The 26,233-nt window shown below is 46.8% G+C and carries 27 protein-coding genes, 1 tRNA gene and 1 other annotated feature; of the genes, 3 read left to right on the top strand and 25 right to left on the bottom strand.

Annotation, left to right across the window (positions count from 1 at the left end):
* Window positions 1–96: 96 nt before the first annotated feature.
* The 9 genes from ddcA to ilvE all read right to left on the bottom strand — a co-directional run bounded on the left by ddcA (window position 97) and on the right by ilvE (window position 10,610).
* Window positions 97–1,104 carry a DNA damage checkpoint antagonist DdcA gene (ddcA, locus tag H2R00_RS00545; protein WP_076793590.1) on the bottom strand — a complete coding sequence of 336 codons (1,008 nt, stop codon included), beginning with the start codon at window positions 1,102–1,104 and terminating at the stop codon, window positions 97–99.
* Between the two features lie 129 nt (window positions 1,105–1,233).
* Window positions 1,234–1,833 (bottom strand): 3-isopropylmalate dehydratase small subunit, encoded by a 600-nt coding sequence (gene leuD, locus H2R00_RS00540; RefSeq protein ID WP_154995875.1) that lies wholly within the window; start codon window positions 1,831–1,833, stop codon window positions 1,234–1,236.
* Between the two features lie 12 nt (window positions 1,834–1,845).
* Window positions 1,846–3,264 carry a 3-isopropylmalate dehydratase large subunit gene (gene leuC, locus H2R00_RS00535; protein WP_182070275.1) on the bottom strand — a complete coding sequence of 473 codons (1,419 nt, stop codon included), beginning with the start codon at window positions 3,262–3,264 and terminating at the stop codon, window positions 1,846–1,848.
* A 33-nt stretch (window positions 3,265–3,297) separates the two neighbouring features.
* Entirely contained in the window at window positions 3,298–4,410 is a 1,113-nt protein-coding gene (leuB, locus tag H2R00_RS00530; protein WP_182070274.1) for a 3-isopropylmalate dehydrogenase, read from the bottom strand.
* A gap of 27 nt (window positions 4,411–4,437) precedes the next feature.
* Window positions 4,438–5,994: a 2-isopropylmalate synthase gene (locus tag H2R00_RS00525; protein ID WP_182070273.1), complete on the bottom strand. Its 1,557-nt coding sequence runs from the start codon at window positions 5,992–5,994 to the stop codon at window positions 4,438–4,440.
* Complete coding sequence (gene ilvC / locus H2R00_RS00520; RefSeq protein WP_003184095.1) at window positions 5,981–7,009, bottom strand: ketol-acid reductoisomerase; 1,029 nt, start codon at window positions 7,007–7,009, stop codon at window positions 5,981–5,983. Before ilvC ends, H2R00_RS00525 begins: the two co-directional genes overlap by 14 nt.
* 23 nt (window positions 7,010–7,032) lie before the next feature.
* Window positions 7,033–7,551, bottom strand: a complete 519-nt coding sequence (gene ilvN, locus H2R00_RS00515) for an acetolactate synthase small subunit (protein ID WP_154995879.1) — start codon at window positions 7,549–7,551, stop codon at window positions 7,033–7,035.
* A complete protein-coding gene (ilvB, locus tag H2R00_RS00510) occupies window positions 7,548–9,272 on the bottom strand; it encodes an acetolactate synthase large subunit (protein WP_154995881.1) in 1,725 nt (574 codons plus the stop codon). Before ilvB ends, ilvN begins: the two co-directional genes overlap by 4 nt.
* 157 nt (window positions 9,273–9,429) lie before the next feature.
* Window positions 9,430–9,691 (bottom strand) — a binding site (T-box leader).
* Window positions 9,692–9,695: 4 nt separating this feature from the next.
* Window positions 9,696–10,610 (bottom strand): branched-chain-amino-acid transaminase, encoded by a 915-nt coding sequence (gene ilvE, locus H2R00_RS00505; protein WP_182070272.1) that lies wholly within the window; start codon window positions 10,608–10,610, stop codon window positions 9,696–9,698.
* A gap of 456 nt (window positions 10,611–11,066) precedes the next feature.
* Between ilvE and H2R00_RS00500 the strand changes: the two genes are divergently transcribed.
* A complete protein-coding gene (locus tag H2R00_RS00500) occupies window positions 11,067–11,294 on the top strand; it encodes a hypothetical protein (protein ID WP_234113250.1) in 228 nt (75 codons plus the stop codon).
* A gap of 45 nt (window positions 11,295–11,339) precedes the next feature.
* Here the strand turns inward: H2R00_RS00500 and gdhA are convergent, their stop codons facing one another.
* On the bottom strand, window positions 11,340–12,722 hold the full coding sequence (gdhA, locus tag H2R00_RS00495) for an NADP-specific glutamate dehydrogenase (protein WP_182070271.1): 1,383 nt from the start codon (window positions 12,720–12,722) through the stop codon (window positions 11,340–11,342).
* 409 nt (window positions 12,723–13,131) lie between these two features.
* Between gdhA and H2R00_RS00490 the strand changes: the two genes are divergently transcribed.
* Window positions 13,132–13,386, top strand: coding sequence for a hypothetical protein (locus tag H2R00_RS00490; protein ID WP_043926318.1), 255 nt, complete (start codon window positions 13,132–13,134; stop codon window positions 13,384–13,386).
* A 43-nt stretch (window positions 13,387–13,429) separates the two neighbouring features.
* On the opposite strand, the gene H2R00_RS00485 is transcribed toward H2R00_RS00490, so the two are convergent.
* From H2R00_RS00485 to H2R00_RS00415, 15 genes are all read right to left on the bottom strand, one after another.
* Complete coding sequence (locus H2R00_RS00485; RefSeq protein WP_182070270.1) at window positions 13,430–13,912, bottom strand: hypothetical protein; 483 nt, start codon at window positions 13,910–13,912, stop codon at window positions 13,430–13,432.
* 382 nt (window positions 13,913–14,294) lie between these two features.
* Entirely contained in the window at window positions 14,295–15,590 is a 1,296-nt protein-coding gene (locus H2R00_RS00480) for a Kelch repeat-containing protein (RefSeq protein ID WP_182070269.1), read from the bottom strand.
* Between the two features lie 176 nt (window positions 15,591–15,766).
* Window positions 15,767–15,840: transfer RNA gene (locus H2R00_RS00475), tRNA-Arg, on the bottom strand.
* 119 nt (window positions 15,841–15,959) lie between these two features.
* Window positions 15,960–16,481: a YfcE family phosphodiesterase gene (locus tag H2R00_RS00470; protein WP_182070268.1), complete on the bottom strand. Its 522-nt coding sequence runs from the start codon at window positions 16,479–16,481 to the stop codon at window positions 15,960–15,962.
* A 16-nt stretch (window positions 16,482–16,497) separates the two neighbouring features.
* Window positions 16,498–17,088, bottom strand: coding sequence for an XTP/dITP diphosphatase (locus H2R00_RS00465; protein ID WP_154995892.1), 591 nt, complete (start codon window positions 17,086–17,088; stop codon window positions 16,498–16,500).
* A gap of 22 nt (window positions 17,089–17,110) precedes the next feature.
* Window positions 17,111–17,851 (bottom strand): ribonuclease PH, encoded by a 741-nt coding sequence (gene rph, locus H2R00_RS00460; RefSeq protein ID WP_020452486.1) that lies wholly within the window; start codon window positions 17,849–17,851, stop codon window positions 17,111–17,113.
* Window positions 17,852–17,976: 125 nt separating this feature from the next.
* Entirely contained in the window at window positions 17,977–19,086 is a 1,110-nt protein-coding gene (locus H2R00_RS00455; protein ID WP_182070267.1) for a GerMN domain-containing protein, read from the bottom strand.
* 152 nt (window positions 19,087–19,238) lie between these two features.
* On the bottom strand, window positions 19,239–20,057 hold the full coding sequence (gene racE / locus H2R00_RS00450) for a glutamate racemase (RefSeq protein WP_182070266.1): 819 nt from the start codon (window positions 20,055–20,057) through the stop codon (window positions 19,239–19,241).
* A 7-nt stretch (window positions 20,058–20,064) separates the two neighbouring features.
* Window positions 20,065–20,508, bottom strand: coding sequence for a MarR family winged helix-turn-helix transcriptional regulator (locus H2R00_RS00445; RefSeq protein ID WP_003184148.1), 444 nt, complete (start codon window positions 20,506–20,508; stop codon window positions 20,065–20,067).
* A gap of 161 nt (window positions 20,509–20,669) precedes the next feature.
* On the bottom strand, window positions 20,670–20,894 hold the full coding sequence (gene gerE / locus H2R00_RS00440) for a spore germination transcription factor GerE (protein WP_003184172.1): 225 nt from the start codon (window positions 20,892–20,894) through the stop codon (window positions 20,670–20,672).
* A 175-nt stretch (window positions 20,895–21,069) separates the two neighbouring features.
* Entirely contained in the window at window positions 21,070–21,768 is a 699-nt protein-coding gene (locus H2R00_RS00435; protein ID WP_154997573.1) for an SDR family NAD(P)-dependent oxidoreductase, read from the bottom strand.
* A gap of 17 nt (window positions 21,769–21,785) precedes the next feature.
* Window positions 21,786–22,256 (bottom strand): acyl-CoA thioesterase, encoded by a 471-nt coding sequence (locus tag H2R00_RS00430; protein WP_182070265.1) that lies wholly within the window; start codon window positions 22,254–22,256, stop codon window positions 21,786–21,788.
* A gap of 64 nt (window positions 22,257–22,320) precedes the next feature.
* Entirely contained in the window at window positions 22,321–23,085 is a 765-nt protein-coding gene (sdhB, locus tag H2R00_RS00425; RefSeq protein WP_182070264.1) for a succinate dehydrogenase iron-sulfur subunit, read from the bottom strand.
* On the bottom strand, window positions 23,082–24,845 hold the full coding sequence (gene sdhA / locus H2R00_RS00420; RefSeq protein ID WP_154997577.1) for a succinate dehydrogenase flavoprotein subunit: 1,764 nt from the start codon (window positions 24,843–24,845) through the stop codon (window positions 23,082–23,084). Before sdhA ends, sdhB begins: the two co-directional genes overlap by 4 nt.
* A 33-nt stretch (window positions 24,846–24,878) precedes the next feature.
* The gene (locus H2R00_RS00415; RefSeq protein ID WP_154997579.1) at window positions 24,879–25,487 is read right to left on the bottom strand and encodes a succinate dehydrogenase cytochrome b558 subunit; all 609 of its coding nucleotides are present in this window, start codon (window positions 25,485–25,487) and stop codon (window positions 24,879–24,881) included.
* Between the two features lie 301 nt (window positions 25,488–25,788).
* Between H2R00_RS00415 and H2R00_RS00410 the strand changes: the two genes are divergently transcribed.
* Window positions 25,789–26,232 carry a YslB family protein gene (locus H2R00_RS00410; RefSeq protein ID WP_154997581.1) on the top strand — a complete coding sequence of 148 codons (444 nt, stop codon included), beginning with the start codon at window positions 25,789–25,791 and terminating at the stop codon, window positions 26,230–26,232.
* Window position 26,233: the final 1 nt, after the last annotated feature.

Below are 26,233 nucleotides of genomic sequence, written 5' to 3'. Positions count from 1 at the left end.
AGATAAATAATGAATCTTTAGCGGCAAACGGATCAACTTCCGTTTTTCACAAATGCAACCACTATATTATAACACAATGCCCGCTGCTTTCAACATTTACAAATAAGAAATTTCTTCTATGTCTTTGATCAGCGCGCATGCTTCGTCAAGCTGTCTGTCATTGAATTCATAGAGAATGTGAAGCTCCTCTTTATCGATGTCGATCCCGTGCATCTCATATCCGACTTTATGCAGCGCAGCAGCCCAGAGCTCGCGGTTTGAGTATTTCGGCTGAAACGGATAGAGGACGTAAATATGCCTTCTCCACAGCTCTTCGACCGCCTGGTACAGCGTGGGATTTTCATTCCCAAGCGTATCATCGAGCACGCTTAGAACATGCTTTAATATCGGCATATCATCCGGCTTGACCGTCTCTGTCGGATTAATTGTCATCGAATCGCCAAATTTTGCGACAAGCGTCGGCTTTTCATGGTCTGACTCGGCCAAAAGCTGAAGGATCATCGTTTTTACGACAGGATGTGCGCTCGGATTTTGCAGAATCGTTTTCAACAAGCCGATATAGCTTGTCAGATTGCGGTCCTTCAGCCCGTGAAGAAGCTTAACCTGCTCTTCCGTGTCATGCAAAAGCCTTTCCTGATCAACCTCCTCCGTCTCAGGAAGGTCTTCGGTGATGTCCTCAGGTCCCGGGTCTTCCGTCATCTTGCGGCTGAAATCAAGCAGTTTATAAAACTGTTCCGCGCTTTCAGGAGGAAGCTTGTTTTCTTCGAGTACAGCTTCAATCGTTTCTTTTACTTTTTCGTATTGTCTGAGCTGGATTAAAATCGTCATATAGACTTGTAAAACGGTAAAATAGTGGCCGTGGCCTTCTTTCAGCATTTTTTCACAGATGCTCTTCGCTTCTTCAAGCTCGCCGATTTCCAGCAGGCAGATGGCCATTCCCAGATAAATATCCGATTCCTCATCATCATAGCGCTTCGCTTCAGAAAACAGCCTGAGCGCTTCGTGGTAATTCTTTTCTTTGAGCGCTGCCATCCCTTTGTGCACTAAACGCTCCTTTACGTTAGGGAACGGGATGATCTTCGAGTTTTTCTTGTCATGCTTCATTTCTAAGTTCCTTTCAGGCACTTATTTTTTAACAAGTGTATCAACCCGGCCCGCTAAACACAAGAAAGAACCGGCGGCAGTATGCTGCCGCCAGCAAAAAAAGCCTCCGATCTACATCGGACAGCTTTTTTATGCTTGCAGCCAAGAGCTTCTCTGTTTCTCAAATTGTTCGATTTCTTCTTCAAGGAGCAATGTTAAAGAAATTTCATCGTGACCGTTCAGCAGCATCTCTTTCCAATGCGGATCGACCTCAAAGGCAATCTGCTGCCCGGCGTGGTCTGTTATCGTCTGTTTTTCGAGATCGACAGCCATCGTCAAAGATTGATATTCATACTGTTCAGCAAGCTCTTTCCACGTCTCATAAGGAAGGCGGATCGGCAGCATACCGTTTTTAAAACAGTTTTGGTGAAAGATATCAGCAAAAGACGGCGCGATAATGATTTTAAATCCGTAGTCGTCAAGCGCCCATGGCGCGTGTTCCCTTGAAGAGCCGCAGCCGAAGTTCTCGCCGGCAATTAAAATCGAAGCGCCTTTGTATTCCGGCCGGTTCAGTTCAAAATCAGGATTGGGATCGCCGTTATCCAAATACCTCCAGTCAAAGAAAGCAAAACGGCCGTACCCCGTTCTTTCGATCCTCTTTAAAAATTGCTTCGGAATGATCTGGTCCGTGTCTACGTTGATTCTGTTTAGTACCGCCGCTATTCCGGTATGGGTCTTTAATGGCTCCATCTTGTCACTCCTCTATACAGCTGTTGTCTCTTGGTAATATTTTCTGACATCGACAAAGCGTCCGTGAATCGCGGCCATCGCAGCCATCGCCGGGCTGACGAGATGCGTCCTGGCCCCTTTGCCCTGCCTGCCTTCAAAATTGCGGTTGGAAGTCGAAGCACAGCGCTCTCCTTCAGGGACAACATCGTTGTTCATGCTCAAACACATGCTGCATCCCGATTCTCTCCATTCAAAGCCCGCTGCGATGAAAATCTCGTGAAGCCCTTCTTTTTCGGCTTGGATTTTGACGCTTTGCGAGCCGGGAACGACGATCGCTCTGACGCCATCGGCAACTTTTTGACCTTTAATCATTTCAGCCGCCTGACGAAGATCTGTCATGCGCGAATTGGTGCATGAACCGATGAAGACGTGCTCAATTGTAATGTCCTCGATTTTTTTATATGGTTCAAGACCCATATATTCATATGCGCGCTGCGCTTCTTTTTTGTCGTCTTCCTGCGAGAAAGCCTCAGGCCCCGGAATCGTTTCATCAACCGGCAGCACCATGCCAGGGTGAATGCCCCACGTCACCATCGGCGAAATGGCGCTTCCGTCCATCACGATCGTCCGGTCGTAGACCGCCCCCGGATCGGTTCTCAAATTCTTCCACTCTTCTACAGCTTCCTCAAACTCTTCGCCTTTTGGCGCATATTTTTTCGTTTTGACATAATCAAATGTTGTTTCATCCGGTGCAATCAATCCGGCTCTTGCCCCAGCTTCGATTGACATGTTGCACACCGTCATCCGTTCGTCCATCGACATGTTTCGGAACACTTCGCCGGTATATTCAATGACATAACCCGCACCGAATTTAACCCCGTATTTTCCGATGATTGCGAGAATGACGTCTTTAGCCGTCACTCCTTTTTGCAGTTTGCCGTCAACGCGGATTTCCAGCGTCTTCGGTTTTTGCTGCCAAAGCGTCTGCGTTGACAAGACGTGCTCCACCTCGCTCGTTCCGATTCCGAAAGCGAGCGCGCCAAACGCTCCGTGTGTGGATGTATGGCTGTCTCCGCAAACGATCGTTTTGCCCGGCAGCGTTAACCCCAGTTCAGGCCCGATGACATGGACGATCCCCTGGTCAACGCTTGACAAGTCTGCGAGGCGGATGCCGAATTCTTCGCAATTCCGTTCGAGCGCACTGACCTGCCGTTTGGCGACATCATCTTGAATCTCAAACCGATTGACAGTCGGAATATTGTGGTCCATCGTGGCAAACGTATTTTGCGGCCGTCTGACTTTTCTGTTCTTTTGCCTTAGGCCTTCAAAGGCCTGGGGTGACGTTACCTCATGTATCAAATGCAGATCGATATAGAGAAGGTCAGGCTTCCCTTCACCTTTTTTTATCACGTGTTGATCCCAAATTTTTTCGATGATCGTTCGAGGCATCATCTTTCTTCCTCCCTCTACCAATATCCATTTTCCTTAAACGTAAGCGGTCATGATGTTTGAAATGGCATTGTCGTCTGCCAGCGCGGCTTTTACTTCCCCTGTAATCGATTGAGTCGTGCAATGTTCCGATCCTTTTGCCAGGTCCTTCGTCCGTTTTCCTGCACGGAGTACTTGATCGACTGCGTGTTCAACAGCTTTCGCTTCAGCTTCAAGACCGAAGGACGTCCTGAGCATCATCGCCGCGGACAAGATCGCCGCAAGCGGATTGGCAATTTTTTGTCCCGCGATATCAGGAGCCGAGCCGTGCACAGGTTCATATAGATGAAGTCCAGAGCTTGATAAGCTTGCCGACGGCAGCATGCCGAGCGATCCGGTCAGCATCGATGCTTCATCGCTTAAAATATCGCCGAACATGTTTTCAGTTACGATAATATCAAACTGTCCAGGCGCATAGATGAGCTGCATGGCTGCATTGTCGACGAGCATGTGCTCAAGCTTGACGTCAGGAAACTCTTTCGCTACTTCTTCCGCCGTCTTGCGCCATAGTTTGCTTGACTCAAGGACGTTGGCTTTATCAACGGAGGTCACTTTGCCTTTTCGTCTTTGCGCCATTTGGAAGGCTTCCCTGATGACTCTTTCCATTTCCGACTTTTTATAAAACAGCGTGTCAACAGCTTCTTCCTCGCCGTTCTGATTGACGTACTGCTCACTCGGCTTTCCAAAATACAAGCCGCCCGTCAGCTCGCGAACGATGACAAAGTCAACACCTTCGATATATTCAGTTTTTAACGGAGAAGCTCCCGCAAGGCTTTCAAACACTTTAACAGGCCGCAGATTGGCAAAAAGGTCGAGCTGCTTGCGGATGGCGAGCAGCCCTTTTTCAGGCCTCAGCTCAGAAGAATTTTGATCCCATTTCGGCCCGCCTACAGCTCCGAGCAAAATGGCATCCGCAGCTTTGCAGGCGGCGACAGTTTTCTCAGGAAGCGGCGCTCCCGCCTCATCAATTGCCGCTCCGCCGATCAGGCCGTATTCAAATTCGAATTCATGCTGATAATGTTCAGCAACGCTTTTCAGCACATCAACAGCCGCGTCCAATACTTCGGGACCAATTCCGTCACCGGGCAAAAGTGCAATTCGTTTTTTCAAATTCAACAAACTCCTTCCTTCTTACTGTTATGATCCTACAGCCGCCTGTTTTGACAATCCTTCCGCATTCGTCTTCAATACGAGATAGCGGTTCACCGCATTCAAGTAAGCTTTGGCAGATGCTTCGAGAACATCCTGGGCAACCCCGCGTCCTCCGGATTCTTTTCCGTCGATCATCACCCTGACATATACTTGCGCGAATGCATCCTGTCCCTTGCGGTTCGATTGAATCCGGTAATCAAGAAGCTGGACTTCTTTATCCATACAGCGCTTCAGCGTGTTGTACACCGCTTCAACGCTTCCCGCTCCGGTCGCCGCTTCCTGAATGATCTGATCTGTTTCCTGATCTTTAAGAGAGACCGTTGCTGTCGGAACCTGCGAGGTGCCGTAATGAACCTGCAGTGAAATAAAGTCATAGCCGATTTTGCGGTCTGCCGTTTTCTCCTCGAGTATCAGCGAGATGAGATCTTCATCCGTAAATTCCTTTTTCTTTCCAGTAAGCTCTTTAAAGATGTTAAAAAATTTATTGATTTCCTCTTCTCCAAACTGGAATCCGAGGTTTTGCAGCTTATCTTTAAATGCGTGGCGCCCTGAATGCTTTCCGAGCACAAGCGCATCCGTTTTCACGCCGACAAGCTCCGGAGAAATAATTTCATATGTTGTTTTTTCTTTTAAGAAGCCGTCCTGGTGAATGCCTGATTCGTGGGCAAAGGCATTATCGCCGACGACCGCTTTGTTTCGCGGCACGGCCATGCCGGTCAGCTTGCTCACTAAATCACTTGTCCGCTTAATCTCATTCAGCTGAATCGTTGATTCCGCCTGGTAGAAATCTTTTCGGATATAGAGGGCGACGGCGATTTCTTCAAGAGAGGCGTTCCCCGCTCTTTCGCCAATACCGTTGATGACAGATTCGACTTGATCTGCTCCGTTTTCAATCGCAGCCAAAGAGTTGGCGACAGCCATGCCTAAATCATCGTGGCAATGGGCCGAAAGCTGGACTTTATCGGCATTGCGGGCATTTTCTTTAATATAGCGGAAGATATTTCCGTACTCGGCAGGCGCTAAATAACCAACCGTATCCGGAAGATTGACGACATCCGCTCCCGCGGCGATCACTTCGCTGACAATCTCGGCTAAAAACCGAAGATCGGTCCGGCACGCATCTTCGGCAGACCACTGGACGATCGGGAAGCGCTCTTTGGCGTATTTCACCATTGCGACCGCCTGTTCCAGAACCTGTTCGCGCGTTTTTTTCAGCTTATATTTTAAATGGATGTCAGAAGTGGCGATAAAAATGTGAATCCTTGGTTCAGCCCCGTCTTTGAGCGCTTCCCACGCCGAATCGATATCTCCTTTGACAGAGCGGGCAAGCCCTGTTACCGAACAGTTTTTAATCGTCCTTGCGATTTCTTTTACTGCATTGAAATCCCCGGGGGATGAAGCGGGAAAGCCCGCTTCCATAATGTTGACCCCGAGTTTTTCAAGCTGCTGGGCGATCGCCAGCTTCTCCTGCGTGTTTAAATTTACGCCCGGCGACTGTTCACCGTCACGGAGTGTCGTATCAAAAAAGTTAATTTTTCGCACCGGCTACCACCGCTTCCTTCTTCTTGCCCTGCTTGACAAACGGCATCATTTCGCGAAGCTTTCTGCCAACCACTTCGATTTGGTGTTCGTTTTCGCTTGCATTGATGGCGTTGAAACGCGGACGGTTGACTTGGTTTTCGACGATCCATTCTTTCGCGAATGTACCGTTTTGGATGTCTTTCAATACTTCTTTCATTGATTCTTTTACCTTCTCATCAACGACGCGCGGGCCTGATACGAAGTCTCCCCACTGCGCTGTGTCGGAAATCGAATATCTCATACCTGCCAAACCTTCTTCATACATCAAGTCGACGATGAGCTTCAGCTCGTGCAGACACTCGAAGTATGCGAGTTCAGGCTGATAGCCCGCTTCTGTCAGCGTTTCGAATCCGGCTTTGACAAGGGAAGTCAATCCTCCGCACAGCACCGCCTGTTCGCCGAAAAGATCAGTTTCAGTTTCTTCTTTAAATGTTGTTTCAAGAACGCCGGCTCTTGCGCCGCCGATCGCTTTAGCATAAGCAAGGGCTTTATCTTTCGCTTCCCCGGTTACATCCTGATAGATCGCAAACAACGCCGGAACCCCTGCACCTTGTTCAAACGTTCTTCTGACAAGATGTCCCGGTCCTTTAGGAGCGACAAGGAATACGTCAACATCTGCCGGAGGTACGATCTGATGGAAATGAACGTTGAATCCGTGGGCGAATACGAGTGAATTGCCCGCTTGAAGTCCGTCTTTAATTTCCGCTTCATACACTTTTTGCTGCTGTTCATCCGGAAGAAGCACCATGACGATGTCGGCCTGTTCTGCCGCTTCTCTTACCGTGAAAACTTGATGGCCGTCTTCCTCTGCTTTTGCAAAGGATTTCCCTTTTCTGACGCCGACAATGACGTCCACTCCGCTTTCTTTCAGGTTCAGTGCGTGCGCATGGCCTTGTGAGCCGTATCCGATTACCGCTACTTTTTTGCCCGCCAATACGTTTTCTTTGATATCACCGTTATAATATACTTTTACCATTTCAATCTCTCCCTTTTTATGTTTTATACAATAGATATTGTTTTAATAGAGGCCGGCTTTTGCTGAGTTCCCCTCGCAAAGGCCGTGGTGCCTGTTCTGGCAACCTCTTTAATCCCGTATGGTTTCAATAGTTCGATCAGGGCTTCGATCTTGCTTGATTCCCCTGTCACTTGAATCACGACGCTGTCTTTTGCGACGTCGACGACAGACGCCCGAAACGGTGCGATGACGCCGTTTATTTCCGCCCTGCTCGACGGAGGGGAAACCACCCTGATTAATGCCAGCTCTCTTTGGACGATCGATTGATTCGTAATGTCCGTGACTTTCAGTACATCAATCTGTTTATTTAATTGTTTTGTCAGCTGTTCCGTTTCTTTTTCATCTGCCACATGAACGACAAATGTGATCCTCGAAATTCCCGCTGTTTCGGTGTGGCCGACCGTAATGCTTTCAATGTTGTAATGCCGTTTTGTAAACAACCCTGTAATTCTGTTTAAGACGCCGCTTTGATTCAAAACCGTCAGCGTGATGATTCTTTTCAAGGTTTCACCCCCACCATTTCGTGCAGCCCTTTTCCAGGCGCAACCATTGGAAATACTTTTTCAGCTTGTGCAACCTGAACATCGATGACCATCGGTTCATTCGACGTTAGCGCCGCTTCCAGCTTTTCTTCCGCTTCTTCTTCGGATGTGATCCGGACACCTTTGATGCCGTAAGCTTCAGACAGCTTGATGAAATCAGGCTGTGATGTGAACTTGGAGTGTGAATAGCGCTCATCGTAAAAGATTTCCTGCCATTGCCGGACCATTCCGAGGCAGCGGTTGTTTAAGACCACGACTTTGATCGGAAGGTTCAGATCGTGAATGACGGACAGCTCCTGCAGCGTCATCTGGAATCCTCCGTCGCCGAGTATCGATACAACCGTCGCATCCTTATCCGCAAGCTGTGCTCCGATTGCCGCTGGAAGTCCGAAGCCCATCGTGCCGAGCCCGCCGGAAGTGACCCATCTGTCGGCTTTTTGGAACCGATAGAATTGCGCGGCCCACATTTGATGCTGTCCGACGTCCGTTGTTACAATAGCTTCGCCTTTTGTATAGCGGTGGATATATTCGATCAGCTTCTGTGGTTTGAACCCTTCTGTTTCATTCTCTTCATACCAGAGCGGATATTCGTTTTTCCACGCCGCAACCTGCTTTTTCCACTCATCAGAAGCGCTCGGCTTGCCGTTTTGCTTGATCAGCTCTGTCAGTACAAGCTTGCTGTCGCCGACAACCGGAATGTGCGTATGAACGTTTTTGCCGATTTCAGCCGGATCGATGTCAATGTGAGCGACTTTCGCATATTTTGCAAAATGCTTCAGATTCCCTGTGACCCGATCATCGAATCTGGCACCGATGCTGATTAACAGATCGCTTTCATACAGAGCCATGTTGGCCGCATACGTTCCGTGCATTCCGGCCATCCCGAGGAAAAGCGGATGGTCGGCCGGAAATCCTCCTAAGCCTAACAGCGTATGCGCCACCGGAATTTGCTGCTGTTCGACATAATTTTTTAATTCTTCTGACGCTTTCCCGTGCAAGACGCCCGCGCCCGCTAAAATAACCGGCTTTTTCGCTGCACTGACCGCTTCCACAAGCTTTCTGATCTGCAGATAATTCGGTTCCTTCGTCGGCTGATAACCCGGAAGGTGAATCTCATGGTCGTAGCGGAATTCTCCTTCTACAACGGCGATGTCTTTAGGAATATCGATTAAAACGGGGCCCGGTCTTCCTGTTGTCGCGATATGGAATGCTTCTTTAATAATTCTCGGCAAATCTTCGGCATTGCGAACCTGGTAGCTGTGCTTTGTAATCGGCATCGTAATTCCGATGACGTCCGCTTCTTGGAATGCGTCAGATCCGATAACCGATGTCGCAACCTGACCGGTGAATACGACGAGAGGCAATGAATCGATCATCGCATCGGCCAGACCCGTTACAAGGTTGGTCGCCCCCGGTCCGGATGTGGCGATGACGACACCTGGTTTCCCGGAAATTCTTGCATAGCCTTCGGCTGCGTGGATGGCGCCTTGTTCATGGCGCGTCAGCACATGAAACATTCCCGATCCGTAGAGTTTGTCATAAATCGGCAGGACTGCACCGCCCGGATACCCGTAGATCACTTCGACATTTTCCTGTTTTAAAGCCTCGATCAGCATTGACGCCCCTGCCATTGTTTGTGTACATTGGGCATTTTCAGCATCCAACTGTACATTCGTCCCCATTTTTCTTCCTCCTTATCAAGTGATTTTCATCACTGTTCATTCACAATTGGTTTTTAAAAATAATCAATGTATATGTGCCGCAAAGCATGTATACAATCTGCTTTTGCAGCTAAAAAAAGCCTTCCCGCCCACTGTTGACGCTGCACACCTTGCAGGCCAAAGGGGCGAAAAGGCTTTTCTTTCCGCGGTACCACCCTTGTTCGCGGCTTTTGAAAGCCGCCTTATGGATAATCGCTTATCCGGTTTAATAACGAGTGAACCTTCGTGACGTTCACCCGGCCAGCCTTACTAAACGTAGAAATCGTTCAGGCTGACACTCAGAGGGGAGTTCACAAGCGGAGGCCGTCACCGGTTCCCAGCAATCCCGGCTCTCTGCAGGCGGCGTTTCCGCTGTTACTTATCCTCTTCAACGTTTGTCTTTATTCAGCTGACACTTAAGCTTTGATCTTTGAGGCTGACTTTTAACCCTTCACGGACGACGCGCTCGCGGAACTTTTCAAGCATCCGATTTGTGTGGACTCCCGGTTTGCCGTCCCCGATCTTGCGGCCGTCAACTTTTACGACCGCGATGACTTCTGCAGCCGTTCCGGTTAAAAACACTTCATCGGCTGTGTATACGTCATGGCGGGTAAACGGCTCTTCTTTCACTTCATAGCCGAGCTCTCGCGCTATTTCGATGATGGCATTCCGGGTGATTCCTTCAAGCGCTCCGATATAGCCCGGAGGCGTCAAGAGCTTTCCGTTTTTATAAATGAATACGTTATCCGCAGAACCTTCGGCGACATAGCCTTGATCATTGAGCATGAGCGCTTCTGTCACGCCCGCCATATGCGCCTCGATCCGGACAAGAATATTGTTTAAATAGTTCAGCGATTTTACTTTAGGGCTCAGCACATCTGGTCTGTTTCTTCTTGTCGGAACCGTAACGATATCAATTCCCGTTTCATATAAATGTTTCGGGAATATTGCCAATGGTTCGACAATTATGATGACACTCGGGTGTGAACAATTGTTTGGATCGAGTCCGAGGTCACCTGCTCCTCTTGAAACGACCAAGCGGATGTAAGCGTCTCTAAGCCCGTTTTTTTCGACTGTTTTAAGAACGTGCTGTGTCAGTTCTTCCTGCTGATATGGAATCTCCAGCATGATCGATCTCGCAGAATCGTAGAGGCGGTCCATGTGCTCTTTCATTCTGAAGATGTTGCCGTCGTATACCCTGATTCCTTCAAACACGCCGTCCCCGTATAAAAATCCGTGATCATAGACTGATATTTTAGCGTCTTCTTTTTTAACGAGTTTGTCGTTTAGGAAGATCCACTGGTCTTTCTGGTCCCCCATCCCTCTAGCACACCTTTCTGTTGTAAATGAACGCTTTAAACGATTAAAAATTCATGATGCGGGAACCCGTTTTCCCGCTGTCATTCCCGGGAAAGATGAAAAGTTTTCAAGTGATTTGTTCTTTTGTTTGAACTCATATTACGCCCCTTTACATGCAGTGTCAACCGTATTTTTTAAAATTATTAGACAATTTCGATTAATCAATCTACTTGTATACGCTTACATGATTGATATAAAAGGAAATTTTAAAATTGAAAAACAATTTAAAATTTTTTATTTAATCTATAAAGATTACATAAAAAAACTGGTGTTTTATACAGTTTTGTTAGATTTTATCACCGACAACTTTTTAAAATTTTATCCCGGCCGGTTAGATTTTTTACCACACACGTGTACAGACTCCATTTTACGATTTTTTACATAAACTGCTGTTAATCAAAAAAGAAACAGGTGAATATGATGTACCGCACTTTTCCTTCACACTCTGATCCACGCGTGCGCCAATACCCAGGATACTTCGGCTATCCGACTACTTATGTCTATAATCCTTCAGCGCACGGGCCCTATCCCTATTATCCGTACGGCGGGGTGTACACCACTCCGACTCTCGGATTCGGCATCGGCTACCCGGGAATTTCCGTTCCGGCTGTGCACGCCTTTACCGGAGGATTCAGAGAAAATTAACAAAGCACAAAAAAAGAGAGGGCATCATGCTCTCTCTTTTTACGGTTAAACGACTCCCTGAGCGATCATCGCATCCGCCACTTTGATAAAACCGGCTATATTGCAGCCGTCGAGCAGATTTCCGGGCCGTCCATATTCTGAAGCCGCTGCAACGCTTCTCTTGTAAATATCGGCCATGATCGTCCTGAGCTTCTCATCCGTTTCTTCCGCCGTCCAGTGAAGCCGTGCGCTGTTCTGCGCCATTTCGAGCGCTGACACGGCTACACCGCCGGCATTTGCAGCCTTAGCCGGCCCGAAAAGAACCCCCGCATCCAAAAAGCGTTTGACGGCGCCCTCTTCAGACGGCATATTTGCCCCTTCTCCGACGGCTTTGACCCCATTTGAAATGAGCACTTCGGCCGTCTCTTCGTCAATTTCGTTCTGGGTCGCGCACGGAAGCGCGATATCGCACGGAATAGACCAAATACCGGAGCATCCTTCGAAATAGTGTGCTTCCGGATGCTCGCTGACATACTCGCGAATCCTTCCGTTGCCGTCTTCTTTGAGCCGCTTCACCGTCTCAAGACAGATGCCTTTTTCGTCATAGACATAGCCGTCAGAATCGCTGCAGGCCACCACTTTCGCGCCGAATTGAGCGGCTTTTTCCATCGCATACAGCGCCACATTGCCTGAACCGGAGACGACAACAGTGCTGTTTTCAAAGCGCAGCCCCTGATCCTTCAGCATTTCTTCTACGAAATAAACGAGACCGTACCCTGTCGCTTCTTTCCTCGTTAAACTGCCCCCGTATTCAAGGCCTTTGCCTGTTAACACGCCTGCATCATAGCGCCCCCGAATCTTTTTATACTGCCCGAACATAAACCCGACTTCCCTTGCCCCGACACCAATATCGCCGGCAGGGATATCCGTGTCCGGTCCGATATGTCTGTACAGTTCATTCATGAAGCTCTGCGTAAAACTCATGATCTCCCTGTCCGACTTGCCCTTCGGATCAAAATCAGCCCCGCCTTTTCCGCCTCCGATCGGCAGTCCGGTCAAAGAATTTTTAAAAATCTGCTCAAAGCCCAAAAATTTAATAATGCTCGCGTTTACAGAAGGGTGAAAGCGGATTCCGCCTTTATACGGACCGATTGCACTGTTAAATTGAACCCGGAATCCCCTGTTAACCCGGATATTGCCTTCATCATCGACCCACGGCACCCTGAAGGTGATCATCCGTTCCGGCTCTGCAATCCTCTCAAGAATGCGGTGTTCGATATACTTTGGATGCCTTGCCAATACAGGGACGAGGGAATCAAATATTTCTTTTACAGCTTGAAGAAATTCGCTTTCGTAAAGATTTCGCTTCTGTACTGTCTCGTATGCTTGTGTCACATAATCTCTCGCCGTCTGAAAATTTGTTTGCTCCATTTTTTCTAGCGCGTGCATCTTTCTTCAGCTCCCTTTCTAAAATAAAAGCAGAACGAACTTGTAAGATTTTCTATCATGGTAAATTTTACAACCAATGCCCCACTTACATCAATCTGGAAAACAGATTAAACCATTGCTGAATTGAGATGTATAACAAAAATCGAGAATAGACGGGTATTAAGATAGAAGAACTGCTTTTAAAAGCTGAGGAGAAAAGGACCAATAAACCATAAAATACCACTTCATCTAAAAGGTTCTATCCGTACAAAATGTCTATTTTCTTTGTGGTCGGCGCATTTCCTGTTGTTCCCCCAGCAAAGGATGAGCATCTTATCCCGTTTTTAAAATGAATCCTACTGCATACAAAACGAAAACACATAGCTCTCTTATTTCATGGCAACAATAAAACGAAAACGGGGGTGATCTGATGGACGACAAAAAAGAAATGTCAAACGTTGAAACACAAAGAAACTTTTTAACGGCTGAAGAATTTCCTGAAGGAGCGTATGGAGCTGCACAGGGCAAAGACAAGCCTGTTGAGAACAAAAACACGCCATGGAAGGAAGGTCAGCAATACTACAGCAATTTCACATATGAATTCCGCAATCTCCACCAAGGAATGCCACGGCAGTACCCCGGAGCGCATCCAACACATGACGAAGAGGATCAAAACGAGGAATGACCGATATAAAAAAGAGCCGTGCTAAACGGCTCTTTAAAGCTTTTTATTGTAGGGGCTGTTGGAAATTTTGATTTTGCTGCTGGTTTTGTTGGTTTTGCTGACCCTGTTGTCCTTGCTGGTTAAATGACTGCTGCGCCTGCTGAAGTGCCTGGCTCATTTGGTTCATGGCCTGGTTTGTCTGGATCCCTTGAAGCGCCTGATTCAGCTGCTGGACAGCCTGCTGAATGCTTTGCTGAATTTGCTGATCCGTCTGCTGCATTTGCTGCTGAGATTGGGAGCTGAATTGCTGAATTTGCTGCTTCAGCTGATTGATTCCCTGGCTCAATTGAGAGCTCTGCTGGCCGCTTTGGCCCTGCTGCTGCGCCCCCATTTGATTAACAGTTTGCTCCAGCTGGGCAAGCTGCTGCTGAATGTTTCCGAATTCCTGAGCAAATTCGGTATCCGTAATATTGGCCCCGAGCAGCTGCTCATGCTTTTGTTTTTGTTGCTTCTGCTTTTGCTGCTGATTTTGCTGTTGCTTTGTCATGACAACATCCTCCTTAAAATTGATCACACCCTTTAGCTTTTTCATTTTGTTTGAAATGATGAAAGGGAATTTTTAGGATGTTGTTGTTTTGCAATATCAAAAGCCCCAAACCCTTGTATACCAAGAAGTTTGAGGCATTTTTCAGTGACGTCCCAGGAGAGATTCGAACTCCCGACCGACGGAAGGCCGATGGCCCCATGGACAGAAGGAACATCGATTTCCGATTTCCCCTATAATAATTCAAAAAAGGAGACACCTTTTATAAAATTTCATGATGCAGTTGGTCTTAGTAGTTAGCCTCTACGGGCAGGTAAAGGGCTTCATCTTTATACGACTGATACTTTTTTGGACAGCTTCATTAAAAAGAGATTTTCATCAGTTTTTATTCAGCTTTTTTAGATGAATACTCATTTACTTCAAACGTAAGAATATTACCAAAGATAACATGGTCTTTCCTGTTATCAAACGGTCCTATGTTATTTTCATGCTTATCAATTACATACCTCGCAGGGCCTGTACCAGCAGCTTTCTGATCGTACCACGAAATAAAATCATTAACCTCTTCCATCGATAGATCAAACTCTTTTTCGAGACCAGATACCATAGTTACAACTAGAATTGCTCGTTTACCTTTTATGTCTTGAGTCGGTTCATCTGATGTTTGTGGATCTTCTCCATTTCCTGTAGAATCATCAAGAGTTTCAACAGAATACATTTGTACAGAGTTGTATATTCCATTTTCTTGTATTACTATATTATTCGTTGTTGATTGTCCACCAATTATATAAAGATTTTCTCCTATTGTAGCTGCCCCCGCTGCTAATCTAGGAATCTTAAAAGGTTGAAAATCTGATATTGAATCGTCTTTAGGGTTGTACACCTGAACTTTTGTAGTTGGGTCGTTTTTGTTTGTTTTCCCTCCCATGATGTAAATTTTCCCATTTAAAACTGTTGAAGTAAGATATTGAGTTCCCATAATTAGATTTTGTTTTTTTAACCATATGTCTCTCTTAGGATCGTATTCATAAATAGAATCATTTATTTTTGGTTGTGTACCAATACTTGTATCCGCACCACCTATCAAATAAATTTTCCCATCAATTGTCTGGGATGTTGCCCCTGACGAAGGAATGGGCAAGTCTTTTTTCTTTGTCCAAGTTTTAGTCTCTGTATCATAACAATAATTCGCAGATAAACTTTCAGCATTGTTTCCACCCATTACATAGATTCTATTGTCTACAACAGAGGCAGTGGAAAAAATCAACCTTTCTGTAGGTATATCTATTCCTTTTTCCCATGTATCATTTTGTGTATCATATATCTGAACTGACTTTCGATAAGTACTACCTGAGGTTCCTCCAATTACATAAATTTTCTTCCCAACTACAGCTACTGAGGCTGCAGATACCGTTAAAGGGATGCTTGCTTTTTCGGTCCATTTCTTACTATCTTGATCATAAACATAAGTGGTATTTTTAGACCTTCCTCTGCTTGTACCACCGATTACATAAATTTTTCTGTCTACTGCTGCTACAGCAGCAGAAGTTATTTTATCTGGAAGATAAGCTTGTGGTACCCACTCTTTCGTTGTAGATGCTTGTTCTGCCTCTACCCGTATATTACCAGGGAAAATGGAGGCAGCTAAAATGATCAAAAGCAAAAATATTTTCTTTTTCAACTCTCTCTCTCCTAACGATTTAATGTCACTAAATATTATCGTCAATATTTGTTTTTTTTTAATATCATCTCCTGTTATTTCCTATAAATCCGCTCCTAAAATAGAACAAAGTTTCTGGCAAAAGAAAAAAGCCTCAAACCCTTGTATACCAAGAAGTTTGAGGCTTTTTTCAGAGACGTCCCAGGAGAGATTCGAACTCCCGACCGACGGCTTAGAAGGCCGTTGCTCTATCCAGCTGAGCTACTGGGACATGATGTTGTTTTGCTTCGCTTTAACTATCAGCGACAAGATTTATTATATGCGGATCGGGACATAAAGTCAACAACTTTTTAGAATTTTTTTCTTCACGAGGAAGAAAAAAATTCTTCCTCATGAATGTGCTGGCAATTGGACGTGGTTCGTCAGGCTTTCGACTTCCCGGCCGTCCAAGTCATAAAAGCGGACCGTTGCATTGTCTTTGTCAATGTTTAGTATAGCATAAGTTTTTTCTTTCCGCACCCGCGGAAGGCGGATGCTGCCGGGGTTGATCAGCAGTTTTCCGTCCATCAGTTCGCTTCCCGCGATGTGGGAATGGCCGAAACAGATGATATCGGCGCCGAGCTCTTCAGCCTGGTAATACACATTTAAAAGCGACTGTTTAATGCCGTATAAATGCCCGTGTGTGAAAAAAAGTTTTCTCGATCCGACGGGAACGACAATTTCGTCTTTAAACTCTCCGTAAAAATCGCAGTTTCCTTTTACTGTTAAGTAAGAGGAAAGCGCGGGATGGGAAGGATCCAATTCGGAATCCCCGCAATGGATAATGAGATCTGTTTCCTCCCCGTGCCGCTCAGCGATCATTTCCAGTTCGTCTTCAAGGCCGTGGCTGTCGCTGACAATCAGAACCTTCATGATCGGCCCTCCTCCTTTACGCTTGATCCAATAAAGCGGACAGTTTTTTCAGCGCTTCCGCTCTGTGGCTGATTTTGTTCTTTTCGCCGCTTGAGAGCTCGGCCATCGTTTGATCTTTGTCTTTGACGAGAAAAACCGGGTCGTAGCCGAAGCCGTTTGTGCCGCGCGGCTCTTCGGTAATGTACCCTTCCACAGAACCTTCGACCGTTTTCGTTTCCTGTCCGGGAATGCATAATGCGAGCGCGCATCTGAACCTCGCGGAACGGTCTTCTTTTTCCACCCCTTCGAGCTCTTTCAATAGCTTTTTCAGGTTGGCGAGATCGTTTTTCTCTTCTCCTGCATAGCGGGCCGAGTATACGCCGGGGCTGCCGCCGAGGTAGTCGACAGACAGGCCGGAGTCATCGGCAATCACGATTTTGCCGGTTTCTTTCGAAATCGTTTCCGCTTTAATCACCGCGTTTTCTTCGAATGTCTGCCCGGTTTCTTCGATTTCGGGCGTATAGCCGATGTCCAGCAGAGATTTGGCATCGTAGCCCCTCGGTTCCAGCATCGCTTTGAATTCCTTGACTTTTCCTTCGTTTTTCGTGGCAATGATGACTTCTTTCATCGTATATCAAGCCTTTCTCATGTTATTGTTGAATGGCTGATGCAACGTCGCCGAGCACTTCTTTCTGCTTTTCGATGAGTTCGGCGATCCCTTTCTCAGCCAGTTCTAAAAGCCCGTCCAGTTCACTTCTTGAGAATGTCGCTTCCTCTCCTGTTCCCTGAAGTTCGACAAAGCGGCCTTCGCCTGTCATGACGACGTTCATATCAACCTCTGCTGCAGAATCTTCCTGATAATTCAAATCAAGGATCAATCCTTTTTCCTTATCGATTCCCACTGAAGTGGCAGCCAAAAAGTCGGTGATCGGCATCGCCTTCAGCGTGCCTTTTTCGACAAGTCTTCCGACGGCAAGCGCCATGGCCGTAAATGCTCCGGTGATCGACGCGGTTCTCGTACCTCCGTCAGCCTGAATGACGTCGCAGTCAATCCAGATCGTCCGCTCACCGAGCTTTTCCAAATCAACGACCGCCCGCAGAGCTCGTCCGATCAGCCGTTGAATTTCCATCGTCCGTCCGGAAATTTTCCCTTTTGACGATTCCCTGATCGTCCTTTGGTTCGTGGCCCGCGGCAGCATGCTGTATTCGGCGGTGATCCAGCCCTTCCCCTCTCCTCTCAAAAAGGGCGGCACGCGGTCTTCCACAGACGCGTTGCAGATCACCTTTGTCCCGCCGACTGTAATCAGGACCGATCCCTCAGGATGCGTAATGAAGTCGAGGTCCATTGTGACAGGGCGCAGTTCATTGTTTTCTCTTCCATCGTATCTCATTTTTTACCTCCGATTGTATGTACATAAACCTTTCACAATCATTCCGCTCTTCCAAAAAGCTGAATAAAGAAAGAGGCAGCTTTAATCGCTCACCTCTTTTTCTATAGTATATCAAAAATCTCTGCTTAAAAACTACCTGTGTTCACCTTGCTCGGTCTTGAAACCGGCTTGGAAAGCTTTTCTCCTTTTTCATTTACGAGCTCAGCTTTTCCGTTCACAGTAACCGACACACTTTTTACATCAGGCAGCTCGGTTAATGTCAACACAATACTGTTTAACACTTCATCTGATATCACTTTTTTCTCGCCGTCGGCACTCCCGTAGATCGCTTTGTTAAAGTCGAGGGTTACATGGCCGTCTTCAATCTTCGGCTCGTTTTCAAGCTTAACGTCGCCCTGGAAATCGGAAAGCAGGCCGCTTTTATTGCCCGGTCCTTCCGTCAGCTCTTTAATCGCCGCCGTCACCTGGTCTTTTTCTTTTGCAGACGTCCGCTTTGTTACCGGAACGTAGTATGTGCCTTTGTCTGATTCAGCTAAATAATAGACGGTAACTGGCTGTGTCGCCGTTATATCGGTCACACCCGCCGTATCGAGGTTGATGCCGTCCTCGCGGCTGAGTTCTTCTGAAATCGGCGTGCCGTTAACAGGCATTTCTTTCAAATCATGGCCGTTCATGCGGATCTTCACTTTATCAATCGAGTTAAACTGTGTTAACGTCCATGTAATCGCCTGTACGATTTTTTGCTCGTCTTCAGCTTTATAGTTTTTAAATTCATTTGAGAAATCAGCAATTGCTGTTCCGTCTTCTTTAATATCAACATTGACCGTTGTATCCGCCGGCAGCACGGCTCTGAATCCGTTTGGCAGGATGTTTGAAACAGGGCCGCCTTCAACGAGGTATTCAAGCGCTTGTTTAGCCGTACCTTCCTGCTTTGGCAGCGACAGCGTCTGGGCTGTCACATAGCCGTTCTTATCAATGAGATAAAGCTCTCTCATGACCGTATCGCTCGTTTGAGCCGCTTTATCGTCGCTTGTCGTTTTGCTGCCTTTGTCTTCTGTTTTATCTTTGGTTTTGTCTGTTTTGTCTTGCTCCTTCTCCTCTTTTACATATGTGATGTCCTGCGGCGGATCTATCTCCTCTGAGGCTTGATCTGACTGAAATATTCCGCACCCGGAAAGAAGCAGCGCGGAGGCCGTAACCGAAACCGCGATTCCTTTCATTCCTTTTTTCAGCATACTTTTCCCTCCTAAGGCAGTTTGTACTATTATGTATACGAGCCCGCTTTTGAATTAGACCGCTTTTTAAAAAAATCCCTCTGAATTCAAAAAACCTTTTCTTTAAAAGAAAAGGCTCATGAAAAAAGCTGCCGTTTGCTTGTGCGGCAGCTTTATTTTATAGCGGTTTCCTGAAGAGAAATGCTTACCACATTTTTCACTTCGTATCCAAACCAATCGTTTGCAATTTTTGTGAAGCGGGCGCGTTCCCCGGTTGTTAAAAACAAGTGTTCAGGCGGTTCCGACGTTTTGCTTAATAAACCGTTGTATGACAAGATCGTGCTGACTTCCCTGGCCGTTTCATCTCCGGAGGAAATGATGTTGACGCGCTCTCCCATATAGCGCTGAATCGGTTCTTTTAAAATCGGATAATGCGTACATCCGAGAATCAGCGTATCGATTGATGAATCCCTGAGCGGGTGCAGTGACGACCTGACGATTTCATCAGCCGTCTCATCCAAAAATTTGCCGCTTTCCACAAACGGGACAAACATTGGGCAAGCCAGATTTTCTACCGTTAAATCTCCGTTCAGCGAAAGAAGCGCTTCTTCGTATGCGCCGCTTTTGATCGTGTTTTCCGTTCCGATCACGCCGATTCGCTGGTTTTCCGTCACTTTAATCGCGGTTCTGGCTCCGGGCTGCACAACGCCGATGACGGGGATCGCGACTTCTCTGCTGATTTCCTCAAGCGCGATGGCCGTCGCTGTATTGCAGGCGATCACGAGCATTTTAATATGGTGGCGGGATAACAAATAATTTGTCATTTCCCATGTATATGACAGGACTTCTTTTCTGTCCCGAGGTCCGTATGGACACCTTTTCGTATCTCCAAGATATATAATTTTTTCTTTCGGCAGCTGCCTCATGATTTCTTTTGCAACGGTTAAACCGCCGACTCCCGAATCAATGACTCCTATCGGTTGATCCAACAAAATCGCCTCATTTTCTGTTCATTTCCTGCTGAAGTTTAATTAATAATTTTTCAAATGCGGCTGTTTCTTCCTCGGAAAACGCCTCTAACATGTCTTCCAAATAGTCCTGCCTTTTTTGAATGACCTCCTGGATGATCCGCTCTCCTTCCGATAGAAGATGAATGCGGACTACGCGCCTGTCGGACGGATCTTTCACCCGTTCAACGAGATTGTTTTTCTCCATTCGGTCAATTAAATCCGTCGTGGTGCTGCACGCCAGGTACATCTTTTGTGATAACTCGCCGATCGTCATATCCCCGTATTCATACAGCCATTGAAGACCGACAAACTGGGGAGGGGTAATCGTATATTGGGTGAGAATTTCTCTTCCTTTTTGTTTAATGATGCCCGCAATATGGCGGAGTGATTTTTCAATATCCGCTATGTGATTCAAAGAAGCATTCGAATTCATTTTCTCTACCTCGCTCGACTCGTTGTTTTGTTTTCAAAACACTTGAGTCTATTTTCCTTCTTTTCTACATAAATTGCAAGACTTCAACATGAATATACAAATTGCACCTAAAAACAAATAACCGGTTCCCTTCTTGTTACAAGAAGGAACACCGGCTCAATTTAGAGCTCTAGCTCACCCATTCGAAGAAGTTCAACAACAGCTTGCGAACGGCCTTTCACTCCCAATTTTTGCATCGCATTGGAAATGTGATTACGTACAGTCTTTTCACTTATAAAGAGCTCGCTTGCGATTTCCTTTGTTGTCTTGTCTTGAACGAGCAATTCGAACACTTCTCTTTCTCTTTTTGTTAGCAGCGGCTTTGATTGAAACTCTTTCTCCTTCAAGTATTGTAACCCTCCTTGCTAAGGTGAGAGCTGATCTGAAACGAATGGGTTTCGATATAGTCGTGATATCATATGAAACATACGCAAGGTCGGTGACGTTTCTGACGGAGAAAAGGGTTCCCTCAAACACCTATTTTTCAAATCATAACACAGGCATCGTTTCAGGGCTGAATTTCTAAGGGAGACATTTTAAAATCCAGGAGATCAGCCGCCATCTTTTCGTAATATATGCGTGCGTTTTCTTTTTCTGCACAGCGTGAATGATTTGTGCAGCCGCTTTTTCGGGCGAAGCCGTCCAAAACAGATGATCACCTTTTGCAAGAGCCGTGTCCACAAAGCCGGGCTGAATTTCGGTGACCACAATTTCATCGCAACCGAGTTTTTTCACTTTTTGACGAAGTCCTTTTAAATAATTTGAAACGAATGCTTTTGAAGCGGCGTAGGTGACGGCCCCTCCGTTTCCTCTCAGCGCGGCGATGGATGAAATGCCGACTAAATGCCCTCTCCTATTTTTGATAAAATGCTCCATCAACACGTTCGAGCAGGACACAAATCCCGTCACATTTACATCGATCGTTTCCTTTTCTTTGCTCCAATCCATTTCGCTTTCCAAATATCCAACACCTGAACAGATGAAGACTGCGTCTGCCCAATTCATCTCATCAAGCAGTTCTTTCAACAGTATAGGCGAGCGTTCGCTGTCGGCTGTATCGACCTTTTTAATGTATGAAGGTCCAGGGAGGTCGTCACGCAATTTGGCTAGCAGTTCATACCGTCTTGCTGCAAGACCGACCTCCACTCCTGCGGCTGACAGCTGCTTGGCAAGCGCTTTGCCAATTCCGGAACTCGCGCCGATGATCATCGCTTTTTTCATTTTCCTCTCCCTGTCAATTATTTCTCAGGAAATGAGTCATTGCCAAGCAGTTTTGCTTTTTGTTCACCTGTCCATTTCACCGGCTTACCCGTATCTTTCGCAATTTGCACCATGACCGCCATTCCTGTAAAGCAAAGGTCACCTTCCCCATTTTTCGCCGCATAGTGGAGGGTGAGGGAAGCGTTGCCGACAGATGCTGTTTTGACGCCGATTTTCAAATGTTCATGAAGCATGACCTGCTGAAAATAATCGCATTGCTGGCTCGCCACGACGGGAATTGCCGCGCTATTCCCGTCTGAAAGGCGATCCATGACGCCCAGGTGCTTAAAATAGGAAATCCTCGCTTCTTCGAAGTAGACAAACGGTGTGACATTGTTCATATGACCGAACATGTCCGTTTCTGAAAAACGGACGGATACTTCATCAAAAAAAGAAAATGATTGACACCATGTGTCAAACGGTTCTTCAATATATCCCGGCAGCTTCATTGTTTTTCATCCCCTTTGATCATGAAAACACCTCTTCGGCTTGAAGAGGTGCGTTTTTTTCGTGTTATTCCGAGTTGTCGCTTCCGAAGAAGTTTTTAAACGCCTGAACGGTCGTATCCCTGTTTAATGCAGCGATTGAGGTTGTGAGCGGGATGCCTTTCGGACATGACTGCACGCAGTTTTGCGAATTTCCGCATTCGGCCAGTCCGCCGTCCCCCATAATCGCTTCAAGCCGTTCCGATTTGTTCATCGCTCCTGTCGGATGGGTGTTGAATAAGCGGACTTGCGAGAGCGGTGCAGGTCCCATAAAGTTTGTTTTATCGTTCACGTTTGGACAAGCTTCAAGACATACGCCGCAAGTCATGCATTTTGACAGCTCATAAGCCCACTGCCGTCTTCTTTCCGGCATTCTCGGTCCCGGTCCGAGGTCATATGTGCCGTCGATCGGCACCCATGCTTTGACTTTCTTCAATGAATCAAACATGCGGCTCCGGTCCACTTGAAGGTCGCGGACAACCGGGAATGTTTTCATCGGTTCAAGGCGGATCGGCTGCTCAAGCTGGTCGATCAGCGCTGTACAGGACTGTCTCGGCTTGCCGTTGATGACCATGGAGCAAGCGCCGCACACTTCCTCGAGACAGTTCATATCCCAAGCAATCGGCGACGTTTTTTCTCCTTTCGCATTAACCGGGTTCCTTCTGATTTCCATCAAAGCGGAGATCACGTTCATATTCGGACGGTATGGAATTCTAAACTCTTCCTGGTAAGAATCGGAATCCGATGTATCCTGACGAGTGATGATAAACTTGATTGTCTTATTTTCACTCATGATTTCGCCACCTTTTTCTTCGAGTAATCCCGTTTACGCGGTGCGATTAATGAAACATCGACATCCTCATAATGGAATTTCGGGGCTTCAAAATCGCCTGCATGTTTCGCCATTGTTGTTTTCAGCCATTCCTCGTCATTACGTTCAGGGAAATCCGGTTTATAATGGGCGCCGCGGCTCTCATTCCGGTTGTATGCACCGAGCGTGATCACCCGTGCCAATTGCAGCATGTTGTGCAGCTGACGTGTGAATACGGCTCCCTGGTTGCTCCATTTTGCCGTATCGTTGATATTGATGTTTTGGTAGCGCTCGGCAAGCTCTTGGATTTTTTCATCCGTTTTCAGCAGCTTGTCATTGTGGCGCACAACCGTCACGTTATCTGTCATCCATTCGCCGAGCTCTTTATGAAGGACATAAGCATTTTCATTGCCGTCCATTTTCATAATGTCAGCCCACTTTTCTTCTTCCTTTTTGACGTAGCTGTCGAAAACGGAAGAAGACAGATCTTCTGCGGATGTTTCAAGACCTTGAATGTATTCAACGGCTTTCGGACCTGCGACCATGCCGCCGTAAATAGCTGACAAGAGCGAGTTCGCGCCCAGGCGGTTTCCTCCGTGCATTGAATAATCGCATTCTCCTGCGGCAAACAGTCCAGGAATGTTGGTCATCTGATTGTAGTCGACCCAGAGTCCGCCCATTGAGTAGTGGACCGCAGGGAAAATCTTCATCGGCAGCTTGCGCGGATCGTCACCCATGAATTTTTCATAGATTTCAATGATTCCGCCCAGCTTGATGTCCAATTCCTTCGGATCTTTGTGGGAAAGATCGAGATATACCATGTTTTCGCCGTTGATGCCGAGCTTTTGTCTGACGCATACATCAAATATTTCACGCGTCGCAATATCACGCGGCACAAGGTTTCCGTATGCCGGATATTTCTCTTCAAGGAAATACCAAGGCTTGCCGTCTTTATACGTCCAGACTCGTCCGCCTTCACCGCGCGCCGATTCGCTCATCAGCCGCAGCTTGTCGTCTCCCGGAATGGCGGTCGGGTGGATCTGGATGAATTCTCCGTTCGCGTAGTAAGCACCCTGCTGATAAACGATCGAAGCGGCTGATCCGGTATTGATCATCGAGTTCGTCGATTTTCCGAAGATGATGCCCGGTCCCCCGGTCGCCATGATGACTGCGTCTGAACGGAACGACTCGATTTCCATCGTCGTTAAATTTTGGGCGACGATACCCCGGCACGCATTGTCATCATCAAGAACGGCTCCGAGAAACTCCCAGCCTTCATATTTCGAAACAAGCCCTTCAACTTCGAAGCGGCGAACCTGCTCATCCAGCGCGTACAAGAGCTGCTGTCCGGTCGTCGCTCCCGCATATGCCGTTCTGTGATGCTGGGTTCCCCCGAAGCGCCGGAAGTCAAGCAGCCCTTCAGGTGTTCTGTTAAACATGACGCCCATGCGGTCAAGCAAATGAATGATCGACGGCGCCGCTTCACACATCGCTTTGACCGGCGGCTGGTTGGCCAGAAAGTCTCCTCCGTAAACCGTATCGTCAAAATGCTCCCAAGGGGAGTCGCCTTCACCTTTTGTATTGACCGCTCCGTTGATTCCGCCCTGCGCACATACGGAATGTGAGCGCTTAACGGGAACGATCGAAAATAGTTTTACATTTGTTCCTGCTTCCGCAGCTTTAATGGTCGCCATCAGACCCGCAAGTCCTCCGCCGACAACGATGATGCTTGAATTGCTCATGCCTGCCCCACTCCCTCTAGTAATCTAGTTCTTTTACACAAATGCCAAAATCGCTCTCAGCCCTACATAGGACAGCACAACAAAGACTCCCATTGTCACAAACGTGGCGATTCGCTGTGAGCGAGGAGAAACGGTGATTCCCCAAGTGACAGCAAACGACCATAAACCGTTTGAAAAGTGGAAGATTGTTGAGAGGACACCTACAATGTAAAAGCCGAGCATGATCGGGGAGCTCAAAATATCAGCCATCATGTCAAAGTTCACTTCTGCCCCCATTTGGGCGGCAATCCGTGTTTGCCACACGTGCCAGCTGACAAAAATCAAGGTAATGATTCCTGTAATCCGCTGCAGAACGAACATCCAGTTTCTAAAAAATCCGAATCTGTTCGCATTATTTTTTGCTGTAAAAGCTATGTATACTCCATAAACAGCATGATAAATCAGCGGAAGGAAAATCACGATGATTTCCAAAGCGTACCTGAACGGCAGGTTTTCCATAAAGTGAGCGGCGTTATTAAACGCCTCCTCTCCGCTTGCCGCAAAATGGTTGACAACCAAATGCTGGATTAAAAATATGCCTACCGGTATGACGCCAAGCAAAGAATGCAGTCTTCGATAAACAAACTCTCTGTTCCCGGCCATTGCTTTACCCCCTAGTTGAAAAGTGCAGTAAAAATGAAAGGTCTCCTATCCCCCGTCCTGTTTCAAATATCGCACTTTGTTAAGTTTTTATGACAATTTCATTTTACTCCTATGAGAAAAAGGCGTCAAGAAAACGCGTACATAAATTGAAATTTTCTAAAATTTAATCATATTTTTGAAAATTTTATTTTATCAAAATATAAATATATCAGTTTTTTTTCTTCCTAAATGCATATCCCCGCTGTAATCTTTCACCCCATTTAAGCTATAATAAACGGAGAAAAGAGGGGAGACATTGGATATGAACAAATATGAAGCAAACTTAGCGCAATTAAAAGAGCTAGAAGTCTCCGCATATGGCTATGAGTTGATCAGGGAAGTGCTGCTTCCCGATATGCTGGGACAAGACTACGCAGATATGATGTACTGGGCGGGAAAAAAGCTCGCCCGCAAGTTCCCGCTTGAATCCAGGGAGGATCTTCCCGCTTTCTTTCTGGATGCAGGCTGGGGAACGCTTACGATCGTCCATTCTAAAAAACAGGAGCTTGAGTTTGAGCTCGAAGGCCCGCTGGTCTCAAACCGCCTCAAATATCAAAAGGAACCCTGCTTTCAGCTTGAAGCCGGATTTATCGCCGAGCAAATCCAACTGATGAACGAACAAATTGCCGAATCGTATGAACAAGTGAAAAAAAGAGCCGGAAAAGTTGTATTGACCGTCAAATGGGATATGAAAGATCCGGCATGAT

Source organism: Bacillus haynesii (assembly GCF_014042035.1).
GTDB lineage: Bacteria > Bacillota > Bacilli > Bacillales > Bacillaceae > Bacillus > Bacillus haynesii.
This window is presented reverse-complemented; position numbering and strand designations above follow the sequence as displayed.